Raw genomic sequence first — 15,856 nt, 5'->3', positions numbered from 1 at the left:
CGATGTACGCGTGGATCTGGCGCAAGCTGCCGTTCGGAGTTCCGGGCAAGCTGATCGGCTCGCTGCTGATCACCGCGAGCCTGCTCGCCCTGCTCTGGTACGTCGTCTTTCCGTGGGCCGAACCGCTACTGCCATTCGACGACGTCCAGGTGACCCAGGACAACGGCGTTCCCGGTGATCCGGCCGGCGAGCCGGGGGTGGACGGCGAGGATCCGGGGGTCGGCGGTGAGCCGTCCGGCGACGGGCACGAGTTGCCGTACGACACCACCCGGAACAACACCCCGCCCCCGAGCCCGAGCAGGTAGGCCGATGCGCGTCCTCGTGATCGACAACTACGACTCGTTCGTCTTCAACCTCGTGCAATATCTGGGCCAGCTTGGCGCCGACTGCGAGGTACGCCGCAACGACGAGATCGACCTCGCCGAGGTGGGCCGGCTCGACGTGGCCGGGGTGCTGCTCTCTCCCGGCCCCGGTACCCCGGACCGGGCCGGTGTCTGCCTCGACGTGATCCGCGAGTACGCCGGCAGGCTGCCGATCCTCGGCGTCTGCCTCGGCCACCAGGCCATCGGCGCCGCCTTCGGGGCGACCGTCGAGCGGGCACCCGAGTTGCTGCACGGCAAGACGTCGGAGGTGCGGCACCGGGACGTGGGCGTACTGGCCGGGCTGCCGGACCCGTTCACCGCGACCCGGTACCACTCGCTCGCCGTACTGCCGGAGACCCTGCCGGCGGAGATCGAGGTCACCGGCTGGACCGAGTCCGGCGTAGTGATGGCGATCCGGCACCGTGACCTGCCGATCGAGGGCGTGCAGTTCCACCCCGAGTCGGTGCTGACCGAGGGTGGCCACCTGATGCTGGCCAACTGGCTCGCCGGTTGCGGCCTGCCCGCCGCACTGGACCGGGCTCCCGCGCTGGCTGCCGAGGTCGACGCCCGGCGCCGGGCCGCCTTCGTCACGGTCTGACCCGCGCCACTCCCGGCGCGGTCTGACCGGACCGCACAGGTGCGATCAGCGTGATTCCGGGCGGGTCGCCGGCGGGTTCACCGGTGGGAACAGCCCACCCCCGCCGCCGCCGTTGCCCGTCCCGGTGGTGGGCGAGGGCGTGGTGGTGGGCGGGGTCGGGTCGTCTTCCTCTTCCGGCACGCTCACGGTGATCGTCACGGTTGTGCTGGTCGCCCTCTTCGACCCGCCGGGCGGGTTCTGCCCGGTCACCTCGCCGGCCTCAGCGGGCGGCACCGGCTCACCGTCGACGACCTTTACCTCGAAGCCGGCCTCCCTCAGCCGATCGCGGGCCTCGTCCTCCTGGAGCCCGAGGACCCGAGGCACCTCGACGACGTTGCCCCGGGAGACCGCGACGGTCACGGTGCTGCGCGGGAGGACCTTCTCACCCTCGTCGGGATCGACCTCGGTGACGATGCCCTTCGGTTCGGTGCTGTTCACGTCCTTGCGTTGCACGGTCAGTCCGAGGCCCTTGAGCTGGCCTTCGACCGCCTCGAACCGCCCGCCCACCAGGTTCGCCGGGATCGTCACGGTGCCGGGGCCGGCACAGACCCGGATCTCGACCTCGGTGCCCGGGTCGACCTTGGAGTTCGGCTGCCGGCTCTGCGAGGTGACCTCCCCCACCTCGCAGTCGTCGCTGGTGTCCGCCGCGCCGAGCTTGGGGGTCAACTCGGCCTGCCGGAGTATGTTCTCGGCGGCCTCCTGGGTGCTGCCGACCACGTCCGGCACCTCGACGTCGGCCGGCGTGCCGCCGCCGCCGCTGTTGTCGAGCATCAGGGCGGCGACCAGGGCGATCACCGCGAGCACCCCGAGACCGCTCAGCGTGGCGATCACCCAGGCGGACGCCTTGCGGCGCCGGGCGTCACCGACCCGGGCCGGCGGCATCGGCCGGCCCCCGCCGGTCTGGATCGGCCGAGTGGTGGCGGCGTGCGACATCGCCATCGTCTCGTCCTCGCGCAGCACCGGGGTGGCCATCACCGGCCGGCCGGCCGCCGCGCGGAGCAGGTCGGCCCGCATCTCCGCCGCGCTCTGGTAGCGGTTGAGCGGGTTCTTCGACAGCGCCTTGAGCACGATCGCGTCGATCGGCGGGGTGACGTCCGGGTTCAGATCACTCGGCGACGGCGGATCTTCCCGTACGTGCTGGTAGGCGACGCTGACCGGGCTGTCGCCCACGAACGGCGGATGGCCGCAGAGCAGCTCGAACAGGACACAACCGGCGGCGTAGACGTCGGAGCGGGCGTCCACCGCCTCGCCCCGGGCCTGCTCCGGGGAGAGGTACTGGGCCGTACCGATCACCGCGCTGGTCTGGGTCATCGTGGTGGCACCACTGGCCAGCGCCCGGGCGATGCCGAAGTCCATCACCTTGACCTGGCCGGTCTGGGTCATCATCACGTTGCCGGGCTTGATGTCCCGGTGGATGATGCCGTGCCGGTGGCTGAACTCCAGCGCCGCGCAGACGTCGGCGGTGATCTCCAGGGCCCGCCGGGGCATCAGCCGACCCTCGGCGGCGAGTACCTCCTTGAGCGTCCGGCCGTTGACGAACTCCATGACGATGAACGGCAGCGTCTCGCCGGTCGGCGCGATCTCCTCGCCGGTGTCGTAGACGGCGACGATCGCCGGGTGGTTCAGCGACGCGGCGTTCTGCGCCTCTCGCCGGAAACGCATCTGGAAGGTGTCGTCACGGGCCAGATCGGTACGAAGCATCTTGATCGCGACGTCGCGGCCGAGCCGGAGGTCGCGCCCACGGTGCACCTCGGCCATGCCGCCGTAACCGAGCAGCTCGCCGACCTGGTACCTGCCACCCAGCAGGCGGGCCTGCGCCGTCATCTCGTCTGTCGTCCTTCGCTCATCTGGTCACCCCGTCGGGGCCCACGGTCCGCTGCACCAGACGGTACGGCGCACCGGGTGGTGCGTCGCGTCCGGCTTCCGACCGCAATTCCGTTGTCGCCGCCTGGGGCGCTGGCATGCTGCTGTTCTGGTTCCGGTTCTCTGTCAACTTGAAGGCAATCACGCCCGAGCAGATCAGTACCAACAGGCCAAGCACGACGAAGAGCGCGATCAGCAACGAGCGGTTCCCGGGCGACGGCGGCGGTGAAGCCGGACGCCCCGGATACGAGTATGCGGCCTCCGGCCGGGGCCGGACCGGCTGCGGCACCGCAGCCGCACCCCGGTTGTAACCGCCGGGTCCGACCGGCGCCGCGCCGGCCGGCGGGCGGGCCACCGGCGCGACGGCCGGCGAGTGCGGTGCGGGCGGTGCCACCCGCGCGGCGCCGGGTGGCACCCGGGGCGCGGGCGGGACCGAGGTCGGCCGGGGCGGCATCGCGGGCGCGGGTGGCTGCGGTGCGGGGCGCTGCGGCGGCACCGGCAGCGAGGCGACCGGCCGGCCGGGCTGGTTGGCCATCCCGATCGTGGCGGCGGCCTGCCGGGACACCGCCGCCAGCTCGGCGGCGCTCTGCCAGCGGGCCTTCGGGTCCTTCGCCATCGACCGCTCGACGATCGCCCGGATCGCCGGCGGGATGTCGCCGGGAAGCTGCCGGGGAGTGTCCCGGACGTGCTTCATGGCGATCTCGATCGCGCTGTTGCCCTCGAACGGCCGCCGGCCGGCGAGACACTGGTACGCGACCACCCCGAGCGCGTACACGTCGGAGCAGGCGGTGGCGACCTCGCCGGCGGCCTGCTCCGGCGAGATGTACGACGCCGTGCCGAGCACCGAGCCGGCGGCGGTGAGCTGGCCGACCAGGGCCGAGCGGGCGATGCCGAAGTCGGTGAGCACCAGCGTGCCGTTCGGCCGGACCAGCAGGTTTCCCGGCTTCACGTCCCGGTGCACGATGCCCTTGTCGTGCGCCGCCTGCAACGCGTCGGCGGCCTGCGCGACCAGTGCCATGGTGCGGGCCGGGGTGAGCCGGCCGACCCGGCTCAGCGTCCGGGACAGCGCGTCGCCCTCGACGTACTCCATGACCAGGAAGGCGATCTGCTGGTCGCTGCCGTAGTCGTAGACGTCCACCACCCCGGGGTGGTTGATGGTGGCCATGGTCCGGGCCTCACCCCGGAAGCGCTCGGCGAAGCCCGGCTCGTCGAGCAGCGCCGGCAGCAGGATCTTGACCGCCACCGTACGGCCGAGCACCTCGTCGGTGCCCCGCCACACGTCGCCCATGCCGCCGCCGGCGATCCGCTCGTCAAGGCGGTACCGGTTACCGAGCAGCACTCCGGGCTTCAGCATCTCAGCGGCCTCCCCGGTCGGTGATGACCGCCCGCATGATCAGCTGGCTGATCCGCGCCGCCTCGGCGCTGCCACCCGGCCCGGCGGCCTCCAGGAAGACGCAGACCGCGGAGACCGGCTTGCCGGCGTCGTTGATCGCGAACCCGATGAACCAGCCGTGGTCGTCGCTGTTTCCACCGGTCTCGGCGGTACCGGTCTTGCCGCCGACCCGGTAGTCGTTGATCCTCGCGTTCCTGCCGGTGCCGTTCTGCACCACGCTGACCATCATGTCCTGGAGCTGCTTGGCGACGTCGGCGCTGACCGGCTCGCGCAGCTCCTTGGGGACCGCGGTGTAGTAGTCGGTGGTGCGGTCCGGGCCGAGCTGCTGCTGCACGAGGTAGGGCCGCATCTGCCGCCCGTCGTTGGCCACCGTGGCCGCGATCAGCGCGCCCTGCAACGGGGTCATCCGGACGTCGTTCTGCCCGATCGAGGACATGGCCACCTGCGGCGGGTCGTCGTTGCCGTCCGGGGTGGCCATCTCGCCGGTACGGCTGGCCGCCACCTTCTGGCCCGATCCGTTGAGCCGGCCCACGGTCAGCTCGTCGTCCTCGAAACCGAACTGGCGGGCCTCGTCCTTGAGCTTGTCGGCACCGAGCTTGACCCCGAGCTGGGCGAACCCGGTGTTGCAGGACTCGGTCAACGCCTGGGTCAGCGTCACCTGGGCCTCCGGGCAGATGCTCGGCGCCGCGTTGCGGATCGGCTGGCCGGCGGTCGGCGCGAGGTAGTTCGGACCGGCCGGGATCCGCTGGCCGGGGTCGTACCCGTTCTCCAGTGCGGCGGCCGAGGTGATGACCTTGAAGGTGGAGCCCGGCGGGAAGGTTTCGGAGAGCGCCCGGTTCTTCAGCGGGCCGTCCTTGGCCGCGTCGAGCTGGTCGTACGCCGCCTGGGCCTGCTTGGTGTCGTGGTCGGCCAGCGGGTTCGGGTCGAAGCTCGGCATCGAGACGAGTGCCTGGATCGCCCCGGTGGTGGGGTCGAGCGCCACCGCCGCACCCTTGGTCACGTCGTTGCGGTTGTTGGCCAGCTCACGGTAGGCGGTTTCCTGGGCCCGGGGGGAGAGGGTGAGCAGGATGTTCCCGCCGGCGGTCTGGTTGCCGGTGAAGAGGTCCCGCACCCGGTCGCCGAAGAGCTGGTCGCTGGTGCCGGCGAGGAAGTCGTTCTCGCTCTTCTCGATGCCGGTGTCGGCCAGGTTGACCGGCTTGTACCCGAGCGCGTGCGCGTACACCTCGCCCTTGGGGTAGGTGCGGAGGAACTTGAGTTTGCCGCTGGTCTCCTTGCTGGTCGCCAGGGGCGTTCCGCCGGCCTCGATGATCCCGCGCTTGCGCTCGTACTCGGCGACCTGGACCCGGCCGTTGTAGTCGCTGTTGCGATATTCGTCGGCCTTGTACGCCTGCACGTAGTTGAGGTTGACGAAGAGCAGGCCGAACAGGACCATCACGACGACGCCGATCTTGCGCAACGGTGCGTTCATGGCCTGATCACCTCCGTTGTGGCGCCGTGCAATTGTGCCGGCGGCCCGGCGGGTGTCCCGCTGGGCCGGGCCGGGGAAGCGGAGTCGACCGGCCGGCGCGCGGCGTCGGAGATCCGGAGCAGGGCCGCGACCAGCAGCCAGTTCGCCATCAGCGACGAACCACCGGCGGAGAGGAACGGCGTGGTCTGGCCGGTGAGCGGGATGAGACCGCTGACCCCACCGATGATCACGAAGAGCTGGAGGCAGACCGTGAAGGAGAGGCCCCCGGCGAGCAGCTTGCCGAACGAGTCGCGGACGGCCAGCGCGGCCCGCAGCCCCCGCTCGATGATCAGCAGGTAGACCACCAGCAACGCGGAGAGCCCGAACAGCCCGATCTCCTCGCCCAGCCCGGCGAAGACGAAGTCCGTGTGCACCTCGGGGATCTCGGTCGGCTGCCCGGCGCCGGGGCCGGTCCCGAAGAGCCCACCGGTACCCAGCCCGAGCAGCCCCTGGAGGGTCTGCCAACCACTGCCGTACGGGTCGCCGTACGGGTCGAGCCAGATGTCCACCCGGGTGTAGAAGCTGGCGAACGGGCCCCCGACGGTGCTGCCGAGATACCAGGCGAGCACGGCACCGCCGAAGAAGAGCAGCAGGCCGATGATCAGCCAACTGACCCGTTCGGTGGCGATGTAGAGGGTGACCACGAACATGCCGAAGTAGAGCAGCGAGGTGCCGAGGTCCTTCTGGAAGACCAGCACCCCGAGGCTGATCAGCCAGACCACGATGACCGGGCCGAGGTCCCGGCCGCGCGGGAAGTCGATGCCGAGGAAACGCCGGCTGGCCAGCGAGAGCACCTCGCGCTTGCGCACCAGGTAGTAGGCGAAGAAGACCAGCAGGGCCAGCTTGGCGAACTCACCCGGCTGGATCGTGAACCCGCCGACGCTGATCCACAGCTTGGCGTCCGACTGCGGGTTCACCTGCGAGTACTTGGCGGGTAGCAGCGCCGGGGTGATCACCAGAACGATGCCGGCCAGGACCAGGGTGTAGGCGTACCGGGAGATCGCCCGGTGGTCGCGGATCAGCACCAGCAGCCCGGCGGCGAGCGCCACCGAGAGCAGCGTCCAGGCGAGCTGCCGCCCACCGGTGCCGGAGAACATGGTGAGGTCGGCGCGCTCCTCGGGAGTGGTCCGGCCCAGGTCCAGCCGGCGCAGGAAGGCCACGCCGAGGCCGTTGACCAGGGCGACCGCCGGCACCAGCACCGGATCGGCGTACGGCGCCAGGAACCGGATCACCACGTGGATCGCCAGGAAGACGGCGGTGATCGACGCGATCGGCACCCAGAAGTCGAACGTCACCGTGTCGAGCAGGTTCGCCTCGGCCGTCGCCGCGTACGCCGCCACCACGACCATGGCCAGCAGCAGCAGCGCCAACTCGGCATTCCGCCTGGACCTGGCGGCGAATCGGACACGTGGCAGCTCGCCCGTTGGTGCGGGCGTCGATGCCGATCCAGGCGGGGCGGTCACGTGAATTCCCTCGGATCGTCGGAGCTGACGCTCACTCGATCGACCGGCATCCCGCAGGGTCGGTGACCGGCGGGATCGGGTCGGACGGTGGCGCGTCGGGCGTGTCCGCCGGAGTGGCGGTCGCCCGCACGGTCTGGCCGGGGGTAGGAGTGGGCGCGGACGGGGTCGGCGTGGTGGCGCTCGGCGTGGGGGTCGGGCCGGGCGTGGCGCTCGGCTGGCAGAGCGGCTTCAGGTTGGGGTTGCCCGGGTCCTCGTTGGTCAGCTCGGCGAGCCGGCGTACCGCGTCCGGCTCGTCGTCGGCCTGGATGCCCTGCTTCACCTGCTCCTGGGCGGCGTCGGTCAGGTCGTCCAGCTTCGTCGGGCTGGTCGCGTGCACGTTCGACAGGTCGAGCCCGGCGATCCGGCCCGGAATGCCCTGGAAGACCGCGAGCTGACCGTCGTCGGTGGCACCGACATAATATTGCCGCTGGGTGTAGTCCCAGCCGAACCAGAGTCCCGCGCCGACCACTCCGAGCAGCGCCACGACGATTACGGCGGTACGCAGCGGATGCCGGCGCGGACGCATCGACTCGTCGTCGCCGGCCGGTTCGGGCTCGGCCGGCTCCGGGCTGGCCGGACGCGGCGGGGAGAGCGCCGAGGCCCGGGCGGCCGGCGTCGAGTCGTCGGCCGAGGTCGCCATGCCCCGGTCCCGGGAGGCCGCGCCGCCGACTATCGGGGCCGCCTCCAGGATGTCCTGGTCGCTGGCGTCCGCGATGATCACGGTGATGTTGTCCGGACCGCCGCCCCGGAGAGCGAGCTGCACCAGCCGCTCGACGCAGGCCTGGGGGTCCTTGAGGTTGCGCATGGTGTCCGCGATGGTCTCCGCGCTCACCACGCCGGAGAGCCCGTCGCTGCAGATCAGGTAGCGGTCACCGGTGCGCACCTGGCGTACCGAGTATTCGGGGTCGATGTCGCGACCGTCCAGCGCCCGGGTGAGCAGCGACCGCTGCGGGTGGCTGCTCGCCTCCTCCAGGCTGATCCGGCCCTCGTCGACCAGCATCTGGACGTACGTGTCGTCCTTGGTGATCTGGGCGAACTCGCCCTCGCGGAGCAGATAGGCACGGGAGTCACCGATGTGCACCATGCCGATCTTGCTGCCCGAGAAGAGCAGAGCGGTGAGCGTGGTGCCCATCCCCTCGAGATGCGGATTGGCGTCCACGGTGTCGCGCAACTGTTGGTTGGCGGTGTCCACGGCCGAACGCAGCGCGTCGACGAGGGCGTCACCCGGGACGTCCTCGTCGAGCGGGGCCATGGCACCGATGACGATGTTGCTGGCGACGTCACCGGCGGCCATCCCACCCATGCCGTCGGCCACGGCGAGAAGCCGTGGCCCGGCATAGACGGAATCCTGATTGCCGTCTCGGATCAGCCCGCGGTCGCTGTGCGCCGCGTAACGCAGGGTCAGAGTCATGGCCGTAATTCGAGAGAAGTGCGGCCGATCCGGATCGGCACGCCGAGGGGGACGGGGGTAGGTCCGGTGACCTTAGCGCGATCGAGGTAGGTCCCGTTAGTCGAGCCGAGATCTTCGACGAACCACTGCCCGGATCGGGGCACGAGCCGGGCGTGCCGGGCCGAGGCGTAGTCGTCGGTGATCACCAGCGTGGAGTCCTCCGCCCGGCCGATGGTGATCTGTGCTTCGCCGAGCGTGATCCGCGTACCGGCGAGTTGGCCGCCGGTGACGACCAGCTGGTGCGCCGCCCGGCCCCGTTTGACCTTCGCCGGTTTGTTCTGTCCCAGCGCGGCCCCCACCCCGCGCGGCGCGGCGACGAGGCGACTGGACCTCGCGCCGGCGAAGAGGTCCCGACGGATCACCCCGACCACCGTGAAGACGAAGATCCACAGCAGGACGATGAAGCCGATCCGGGCAACGGTGATGACAAATGGGGGCAAGGTGGTTAGCCGTCCACGCGGAAGGTCAGGGTGGTGGTGCCGAGCTGGATCATGTCGCCCGGGTTGAGCGCCACGGCCGAGACCCGCTGCCCGTTGACCATGGTGCCGTTGGTCGACCCGAGATCGGTCAGCACCACCTGGGCACCGTCGAAGTCGAGCCGGGCGTGCCGGCGGGAGATGCCGACGTCCGGCAGCCGCAGGTTCGCCTGGTCACCCCGGCCGATCACGGTCGAACCCATCTGCAACGGATAGGTGCGGCCGTCGCCGGAGACGAGCCGGATGTTGCGACCACCGGCGCCGTGTCCCGGCGGTGGGCCGTAGCCGCCGCCCTGGTCGTACGGCGGGTAGCCACCCGGCTGCTGGTCGTATGGCGACTGGTGCACCGGGGCGACGTCGCCGCCGGTGTAGACCTCGGCGGTGACCCGGAACATCCCCGTGTCGAGGCCGTCCCCGCGCTCGATCTCGACGATGACGTCGCCGTAGACCGTCCACGCCTGCTCGCCGATGAACTCCGCCTGCGACTGGGCCAACTCCTGGGCCAGCGCGGCGGCGTACGGCGCCAGCCGACTGTGGTCGTACGGTGAGAGATCGATCACGTAGCGGTTGGGTACCAGGGTGCGCCCACCGGCGAGGATCGCCTTGTGCGCCTCTGCCTCCCGCTGCATCGCGTTGAGGATCTCGACAGGGTGCACGACCCCTTTGAACACCTTTGCGAAGGCCCCCTCGACCAGGCCCTCCAGACGCTTCTCAAAGCGTTGCAGCACGCTCACCGGCTCCTCCTCGGGTTCCGAGGACATGATGGTATCCGGCCGCCGCACGTGCGGCTCGCACGCCGCTCGGCCGCCTGCAGCCGGCCTCTCCTCAGCGGCCGGGGTTGGTCGTGCTACTCTTCCATCCGCTGCGGGCAGTAACGCCCGCAGCGGCAGTAGGGACAGCGTAGTATGTCCCGGCACATGCCGAAGAGCGGGCTCCGGACATGATTGTTATTGTCCTGTGGCGCGCTCGGGGGATGAGCCGGGTTGGTCCGAGCCCTTTCGTCGAGAGGGCACGGGGCGACGCGGGTCACGCCTCGCAAGGGGAAGTGGCGGAATGGCAGACGCGCACGGTTCAGGTCCGTGTGCCCGAAAGGGCGTGGGGGTTCAACTCCCCCCTTCCCCACCGCTTCGAGGGGCTCCGTGGTGACACGGGGCCCCTCGTTCATATCGGGGCAAAGGCGCCACCGCGCTATGCTCCGGTGGTTTCCGACCCGAGGGCGAACCAGGAGTGACGTGTGACAGTCGCGTTGGTGACCGGATCCGGCGGCCTGATCGGATCCGAGGCGGTCCGGCACTTCGCCGGGCTCGGCCTGGACGTGGTCGGAATCGACAACGACATGCGCCGGCGGTTCTTCGGCCCGGAGGCGTCCACCGCGTGGAACGTGCTGCGGCTCACCAGTGACCTCGGCGACGCGTACACGCACCACGACGTGGACATCCGCGACCGGGACGCGCTGGCCGAGATCTTCCGGCGGTACGGCCGGGACATCGGCGTGGTGATCCACACCGCCGCACAGCCCTCGCACGACTGGGCCCTGCGCGACCCGTACACCGACTTCGACGTGAACGCGGGCGGCACGCTGAACGTCCTGCAGAACGTCCGCGAGCACTGCATCGACGCGCCGGTGATCCACTGCTCCACCAACAAGGTCTACGGCGACCGGCCGAACAGCCTCCCGCTGGTCGAGCAGGAGACCCGCTGGGAACTCGCGGCGGACCACCCGTACTTCGACGGCATCAAGGAGGACATGTCGATCGACGCCTCGCTGCACTCGGTCTTCGGCGCCTCCAAGGTCGCCGCGGACGTGATGGTGCAGGAGTACGGTCGCTACTTCGGCATGAAGACCGCGTGCTTCCGGGGCGGCACGCTGACCGGTCCGGCGCACTCCGCCACCGAGCTGCACGGCTTCCTGGCGTACGTGATGCGCTGCAACATGGAGCGCCGGACGTACAAGATCTTCGGATACAAGGGCAAGATGGTCCGGGACGCGATCCACAGCCACGATGTGGTCGCCGCCTTCGAGGCGTTCTTCCGGGAGCCCCGCTCGGCCGCGGTCTACAACCTCGGCGGCGGGCGGCACTCGAACTGCTCGCACCTGGAGGCGTTCGCGCTGGCCGAGCAGATCACCGGGCAGGAGATGGTCACGGAATACCACGAGGCCAACCGGGTCGGCGACCACCAGTGGTGGATCGGCTCCAACGCCGCCTTCCAGCGCGACTACCCGCACTGGAAGCAGATCTACGACGTGCCGATGATCCTCCAGGAGATCTACGCCGCCAACGTCGACAAGTGGGTGCCGCAGGGCGGGGAGAAGGCGTGATCTCGCGGGGTAAGCGGAACGTGCTCGGTGTCCTGGTCGACGCGGTCGACTACGAGGCCGCGACCGAGCAGGTGGTGGCCGCCGGTCGGGAGCGCCGGCCGATGGCGCTGACCGCGCTGGCCGTGCACGGGGTGATGACCGGGGTGCTCGATCCGGCGCACAACGCCCGGCTCAACGCCTTCGACGTGGTCACCCCGGACGGGCAGCCCGTGCGGTGGGCGCTCAACCTGTTGCACCGCGCCGCGCTGGCCGAACGGGTCTACGGGCCCGACCTGACGCTGAGCGTGCTGGCCAGGTTCGCCGACGAGGGCATGCCGGTCTATCTCTACGGCTCCACCGACGCCACGCTCGCCCGGCTGATCCCGGAGCTGGAGCGGATGTTCCCGGCCCTGAAGATCGCCGGGGTGGAGTCGTCGAAGTTCCGGCCGGCCCGGCCGGGCGAGGACGCCGAGATCGCCGACCGGATCCGCTCCTCCGGGGCCCGGCTCGTGCTGGTCGGGCTCGGCTGCCCCCGGCAGGAGATCTTCGCGTACGCGATGCGGCCGCTGCTCGACATGCCGCTGATGGCGGTCGGTGCGGCCTTCGACTACCACGCCGGCCTGCTCCGCAAGCCGCCGCCGTGGATGCAGCGGGTCGGCCTGGAGTGGTTGTGGCGGTTCGGCCTGGAGCCGAGGCGCCTGTTCCACCGCTACATGGTGCTCAACCCGGCGTACGTGGCCCGGCTGACCGCGCAGCGGCTCGGCATCTGGAAGGCCACCCCGCCGGCTCCGGCGAACGACCGCCCGGCCACCTTCGCGGTCTGACCCGCCCGTCCGGGTCCGGGTAGGGCTGCCCCTACCCGGGAGAGGCCGGTCGCCGGGAGTGTTTCGCCGGTGCCCGGTCCGATTGACTCACTGCCATGGACGCGGTGCGGCTGGCGGCGGTCAGCAGACGGTACGGCTCGGGCGACAGCGCGGTCACCGCGCTGGACCGGGTAACCCTCGGTTTCGCCGGCGGCACGTTTACGGCGGTGATGGGTCCGTCGGGTTCCGGCAAGAGCACGCTGTTGCAGTGTGCGGCCGGCCTGGACCGGCCGACCGCCGGCAGCGTGACCGTCGGCGACGTCGACCTCGGTGGGCTCTCCGAGACGAAGCTGACGCTGCTGCGCCGGGACACCATCGGTTTCGTCTTCCAGTCCTTCAACCTGCTTTCCGCGCTCACCGCCGAGCAGAACGTGGCACTGCCGCTGCGGCTGGCCGGGCGCCGGCCGCGCCGGGGCGACGTCCGGGCCGCGCTCGCCGCGGTGGGGCTGGCCGGACGGGCCCGGCACCGGCCGGCCCAGCTCTCCGGAGGCCAGCAGCAGCGGGTCGCAATCGCCCGCGCACTGATCACCCGTCCCCGGGTGCTCTTCGCGGACGAGCCGACCGGCGCGCTGGACTCGACGGCCGGACGCGAGGTGCTGCGGCTGCTGCGCGGGCAGGTGGACCGGGCCGGGCAGACGATCGTGATGGTCACCCACGATCCGGTGGCGGCCGGGTACGCCGACCGGGTGGTCTTCCTCGCCGACGGTCGGGTGGCCGACGAACTGCGCCAACCGACCGCGTCGGCGGTGGCGGAGCGGATGACCGCCCTGGAGCCGGCCGTACCCGAGGCCACCGCCCCGGAGCCGGTCCGGCTCACACCGGCCCCACTCGGCGCGGACCGGCTCGCACCGGACCGGCTCGGATGGGATCGGCTCGGATGGGATCGGCTCGGAGCGGTCGGGCCGGAGCGGGTCGCGCCGTGCTGACGCTCGCCGGCCAGACGTTCCGGAGCCGCTGGACGGCGTTCGTCGGCACCTTCGTCGCGCTCTGTCTCGGCGTCTGCCTGCTGGCCACCACCGGGCTCGCCCTGGCGGCCAGCGTCGGCGGCACGGATCGGGCCCCGACGTGGTACCGGAACGCCGACGTGGTGGTGACCGGGCCTAAGTCGGTAAGCGTCAGCACGGGTACCGGCGACGAGCGGTACACCTCGACCACGGATACGGCGTACTCGCGGCCGGTACCGGCCGAGCTGGTGGCCCGGCTGGGCGCCGTACCGGGGGTCGCCTCGGCGGTACCCGACCGTCAGGTCCCGGTGGACCTGGCCGGTACGGCCGGGATCGCCCGACCGTGGTCGGCTGCCGCGCTGGGCGGGTACGGCCCGCTGTCGGGCCGGCCGCCCACGGTGGACGGCGAGGTGGTGTCGACCTCGCCGGGCGGGCACCGGCCGGGTGATCGGATCCCGGTACAGACCCCGGACGGGCCACGGACGTTCACCGTCAGCGGGGTGCTGGCGCCGGTCTCCGGCACACCGGACGAGGACGGGCCGACGGTCGCCTTCCTCACCGACCCGGCCGCCGCCGCGCTGGCCGGCGACCGGATCACCGCGGTGGCGCTTCGGGCCGGCGACGGCGTCTCCGCCGGCACGCTGGCGGAGCGGGTCCGCGCCGCCGCGCCCGGGTTCCGGGTGCTCACCGGCGACGAGCGGCGCGCCGCCGAGCCGGATCCGGACGGCGACGAGCTGGCCATCGCGGCGTCCCTGCTGGGTACCACCGCCGGGGTGGCCACCTTCGTCTCGGTCTTCGTGGTCGCGGGTACCTTCTCGTTCGCGGTCGCCCAGCGCCGGCGCGAGTTCGCCCTGCTGCGTACCACCGGAGCCACCCCCCGGCAGATCCGCCGGCTGGTGCTCGGCGAGGCGGTACTCGTCGGGGTGCTGGCCGGGCTGGCCGGCAGCGCGCTCAGCCTGGTCACCGCGCCGCCGTACGCGCACTGGCTGGCCCGGTCCGGCTTCGCGCCGGAGGACTTCACGGCCCGGTTCATCCTCTGGCCGCTGCTCGCCGCGTCCGGGGTCGGTCTGCTGGTCGCACTGCTCGGCGCCGGGGTCGCCGCCCGGCGGGCGGCCCGGGTACGCCCGGTCGAGGCGCTGCGCGAGGCGTCGGTCGACACCCGGGTGATGGGCTGGGGGCGCTGGCTGTTCGGGCTGCTCTTCCTCGGCGGCGCGGTGCTGCTGCTCACCGCCCTGCCGGAGATCGGGGTCTCGGACGGCCTGGCCATGGTCATGCTGGTCGCCCAGTTGGCCCTGGCCGCCGCCGGGCTGCTCGCACCGGTGCTGATCCGGGTGCTCGTGCCGCTGCTCGGCGCTCCGCTGCGGGGGCAGACCGGCATGCTCGTCCGGTCGAGTGCGCTGAGCGCGCTGCGCCGGACCTCCGCCACCGCCGCGCCGATCCTGGTCACCGTCGGCATCGCGGCCACCACCCTGCCGCTGACCGCGACGCTCTGGCAGGCCGAGCAGCGTTCCGCCCGGGAGCGGGTCACCGCCGGCGCCGTGGCGATCGCGAGCGGCCCGGTCGGGCTGGCCGATCCGACGGTCGCGGCGCTCGGCCGGGTCGCCGGGGTGCGCGCCGCCGTCCCGAGCCGGCCGGGCGAGGTGTACGTGCGCAGCGACGACTACGCCGAGGAGTACTCCGCCCGGTACGTCGGGGCGGGGCTGGACCGGGTGCTGCGACTGCCGGTCGTGGCGGGCTCGGCCGACGGGCTGACCGGTACGGACACGGTGGCGGTGAGCCGGTCGATGGGCTGGCGGGTCGGCGACCGGGTCCAGGTGTGGCTCGCCGACACGACCGAGGTACGGCTGCGGGTGGTGGCCGTACTCGCCGACTCGATCGACCTGGACCGGACCCTGCTGCTGCCCTGGGAGCTGGGCCGGGCGCACCAGCCCGGCGGCGGCGCCGACGTGGTCTACCTGGACGGCGGCGATCCGGCGGCGCTCGACGCGGCAGCCGTCGCCGGTGGCGGGCGGGTGCTGCCGACCGCCGAGCACCTGGTGGTGGGGGACGCCGTGCAGTACGAGCAGAACCGGGTCGCCCTGCTGGCGGTACTCGGGATGGCGCTGCTCTACACCGGCATCGCGATCGCGAACACGCTGGTGATGGCGACCAACGACCGGCGTCGGGAGCTGGCGGTGCTCCGGTTGACCGGCGCGACGCCCGGACAGGTGCTGCGGATGATCGGCCTGGAGGCGATGCTGGTCGGGGTGGCCGGTACGGCGCTCGCCGCGCTGGTGGCCGCCGCGATGCTGGCCGGGCTGCGGGCCCGGCTGGCCGAGTTGGTGGCGCAGCCGCAGATCAGCGTGCCGTGGTTGCCGATCACGTTGATCGCGGCCGGGTGCCTGCTCGCCGCCGTGCTGGCCAGCCTGGTGCCGGCCGTGCTGGCGCTGCGAACTCCGGCCGCCCAACTCGCCGGGGTACGGGAGTAGGTGGACCAGAACCGGCGGATGTACGGCAACCGGTGGGGGACGGGGTCCGGGCACGAGTGCCCCTGTCGCTTGGGATAGCGCTTTCCTATGCT

At 71.8% G+C, this 15,856-nt stretch carries 13 protein-coding genes and 1 tRNA gene; 7 read left to right on the top strand and 7 right to left on the bottom strand.

Annotation, left to right across the window (positions count from 1 at the left end; translation table 11 throughout):
- Positions 1 to 2: 2 nt before the first annotated feature.
- Both ACSMXO_RS00490 and ACSMXO_RS00485 read left to right on the top strand, forming a co-directional pair.
- On the top strand, positions 3 to 305 hold the full coding sequence (locus ACSMXO_RS00490; RefSeq protein ID WP_455416313.1) for a hypothetical protein: 303 nt from the start codon (positions 3 to 5) through the stop codon (positions 303 to 305).
- Between the two features lie 4 nt (positions 306 to 309).
- Positions 310 to 960: an aminodeoxychorismate/anthranilate synthase component II gene (locus ACSMXO_RS00485; protein ID WP_346261039.1), complete on the top strand. Its 651-nt coding sequence runs from the start codon at positions 310 to 312 to the stop codon at positions 958 to 960.
- Between the two features lie 45 nt (positions 961 to 1,005).
- On the opposite strand, the gene pknB is transcribed toward ACSMXO_RS00485, so the two are convergent.
- The 7 genes from pknB to ACSMXO_RS00450 all read right to left on the bottom strand — a co-directional run bounded on the left by pknB (position 1,006) and on the right by ACSMXO_RS00450 (position 9,951).
- Positions 1,006 to 2,823, bottom strand: coding sequence for a Stk1 family PASTA domain-containing Ser/Thr kinase (gene pknB / locus ACSMXO_RS00480; RefSeq protein ID WP_455416312.1), 1,818 nt, complete (start codon positions 2,821 to 2,823; stop codon positions 1,006 to 1,008).
- Positions 2,824 to 2,842: 19 nt separating this feature from the next.
- Complete coding sequence (locus tag ACSMXO_RS00475; RefSeq protein ID WP_455416311.1) at positions 2,843 to 4,216, bottom strand: protein kinase domain-containing protein; 1,374 nt, start codon at positions 4,214 to 4,216, stop codon at positions 2,843 to 2,845.
- A gap of 1 nt (position 4,217) precedes the next feature.
- Positions 4,218 to 5,723: a peptidoglycan D,D-transpeptidase FtsI family protein gene (locus tag ACSMXO_RS00470; RefSeq protein WP_346261042.1), complete on the bottom strand. Its 1,506-nt coding sequence runs from the start codon at positions 5,721 to 5,723 to the stop codon at positions 4,218 to 4,220.
- On the bottom strand, positions 5,720 to 7,111 hold the full coding sequence (locus tag ACSMXO_RS00465; protein ID WP_346261112.1) for an FtsW/RodA/SpoVE family cell cycle protein: 1,392 nt from the start codon (positions 7,109 to 7,111) through the stop codon (positions 5,720 to 5,722). The genes ACSMXO_RS00470 and ACSMXO_RS00465 overlap by 4 nt, the downstream gene beginning before the upstream one ends.
- A gap of 145 nt (positions 7,112 to 7,256) precedes the next feature.
- Positions 7,257 to 8,675 carry a PP2C family protein-serine/threonine phosphatase gene (locus ACSMXO_RS00460; protein ID WP_455416310.1) on the bottom strand — a complete coding sequence of 473 codons (1,419 nt, stop codon included), beginning with the start codon at positions 8,673 to 8,675 and terminating at the stop codon, positions 7,257 to 7,259.
- A complete protein-coding gene (locus ACSMXO_RS00455; protein ID WP_107263173.1) occupies positions 8,672 to 9,154 on the bottom strand; it encodes an FHA domain-containing protein FhaB/FipA in 483 nt (160 codons plus the stop codon). Before ACSMXO_RS00455 ends, ACSMXO_RS00460 begins: the two co-directional genes overlap by 4 nt.
- A gap of 5 nt (positions 9,155 to 9,159) precedes the next feature.
- A complete protein-coding gene (locus ACSMXO_RS00450) occupies positions 9,160 to 9,951 on the bottom strand; it encodes a DUF3662 and FHA domain-containing protein (RefSeq protein ID WP_318398479.1) in 792 nt (263 codons plus the stop codon).
- A 278-nt stretch (positions 9,952 to 10,229) separates the two neighbouring features.
- Between ACSMXO_RS00450 and ACSMXO_RS00445 the strand changes: the two genes are divergently transcribed.
- From ACSMXO_RS00445 to ACSMXO_RS00425, 5 genes are all read left to right on the top strand, one after another.
- Positions 10,230 to 10,312 (top strand) — tRNA-Leu (locus tag ACSMXO_RS00445).
- Positions 10,313 to 10,424: 112 nt separating this feature from the next.
- A complete protein-coding gene (locus ACSMXO_RS00440) occupies positions 10,425 to 11,510 on the top strand; it encodes an NAD-dependent epimerase/dehydratase family protein (RefSeq protein WP_346261044.1) in 1,086 nt (361 codons plus the stop codon).
- On the top strand, positions 11,507 to 12,313 hold the full coding sequence (locus ACSMXO_RS00435) for a WecB/TagA/CpsF family glycosyltransferase (protein WP_455416309.1): 807 nt from the start codon (positions 11,507 to 11,509) through the stop codon (positions 12,311 to 12,313). The genes ACSMXO_RS00440 and ACSMXO_RS00435 overlap by 4 nt, the downstream gene beginning before the upstream one ends.
- Positions 12,314 to 12,408: 95 nt before the next feature.
- On the top strand, positions 12,409 to 13,278 hold the full coding sequence (locus ACSMXO_RS00430) for an ABC transporter ATP-binding protein (RefSeq protein WP_455416308.1): 870 nt from the start codon (positions 12,409 to 12,411) through the stop codon (positions 13,276 to 13,278).
- A complete protein-coding gene (locus tag ACSMXO_RS00425; RefSeq protein WP_455416307.1) occupies positions 13,272 to 15,764 on the top strand; it encodes an FtsX-like permease family protein in 2,493 nt (830 codons plus the stop codon). Before ACSMXO_RS00430 ends, ACSMXO_RS00425 begins: the two co-directional genes overlap by 7 nt.
- Positions 15,765 to 15,856 lie beyond the last annotated feature (92 nt).

The organism is Plantactinospora sp. DSM 117369, assembly GCF_053764795.1.
This window is presented reverse-complemented; position numbering and strand designations above follow the sequence as displayed.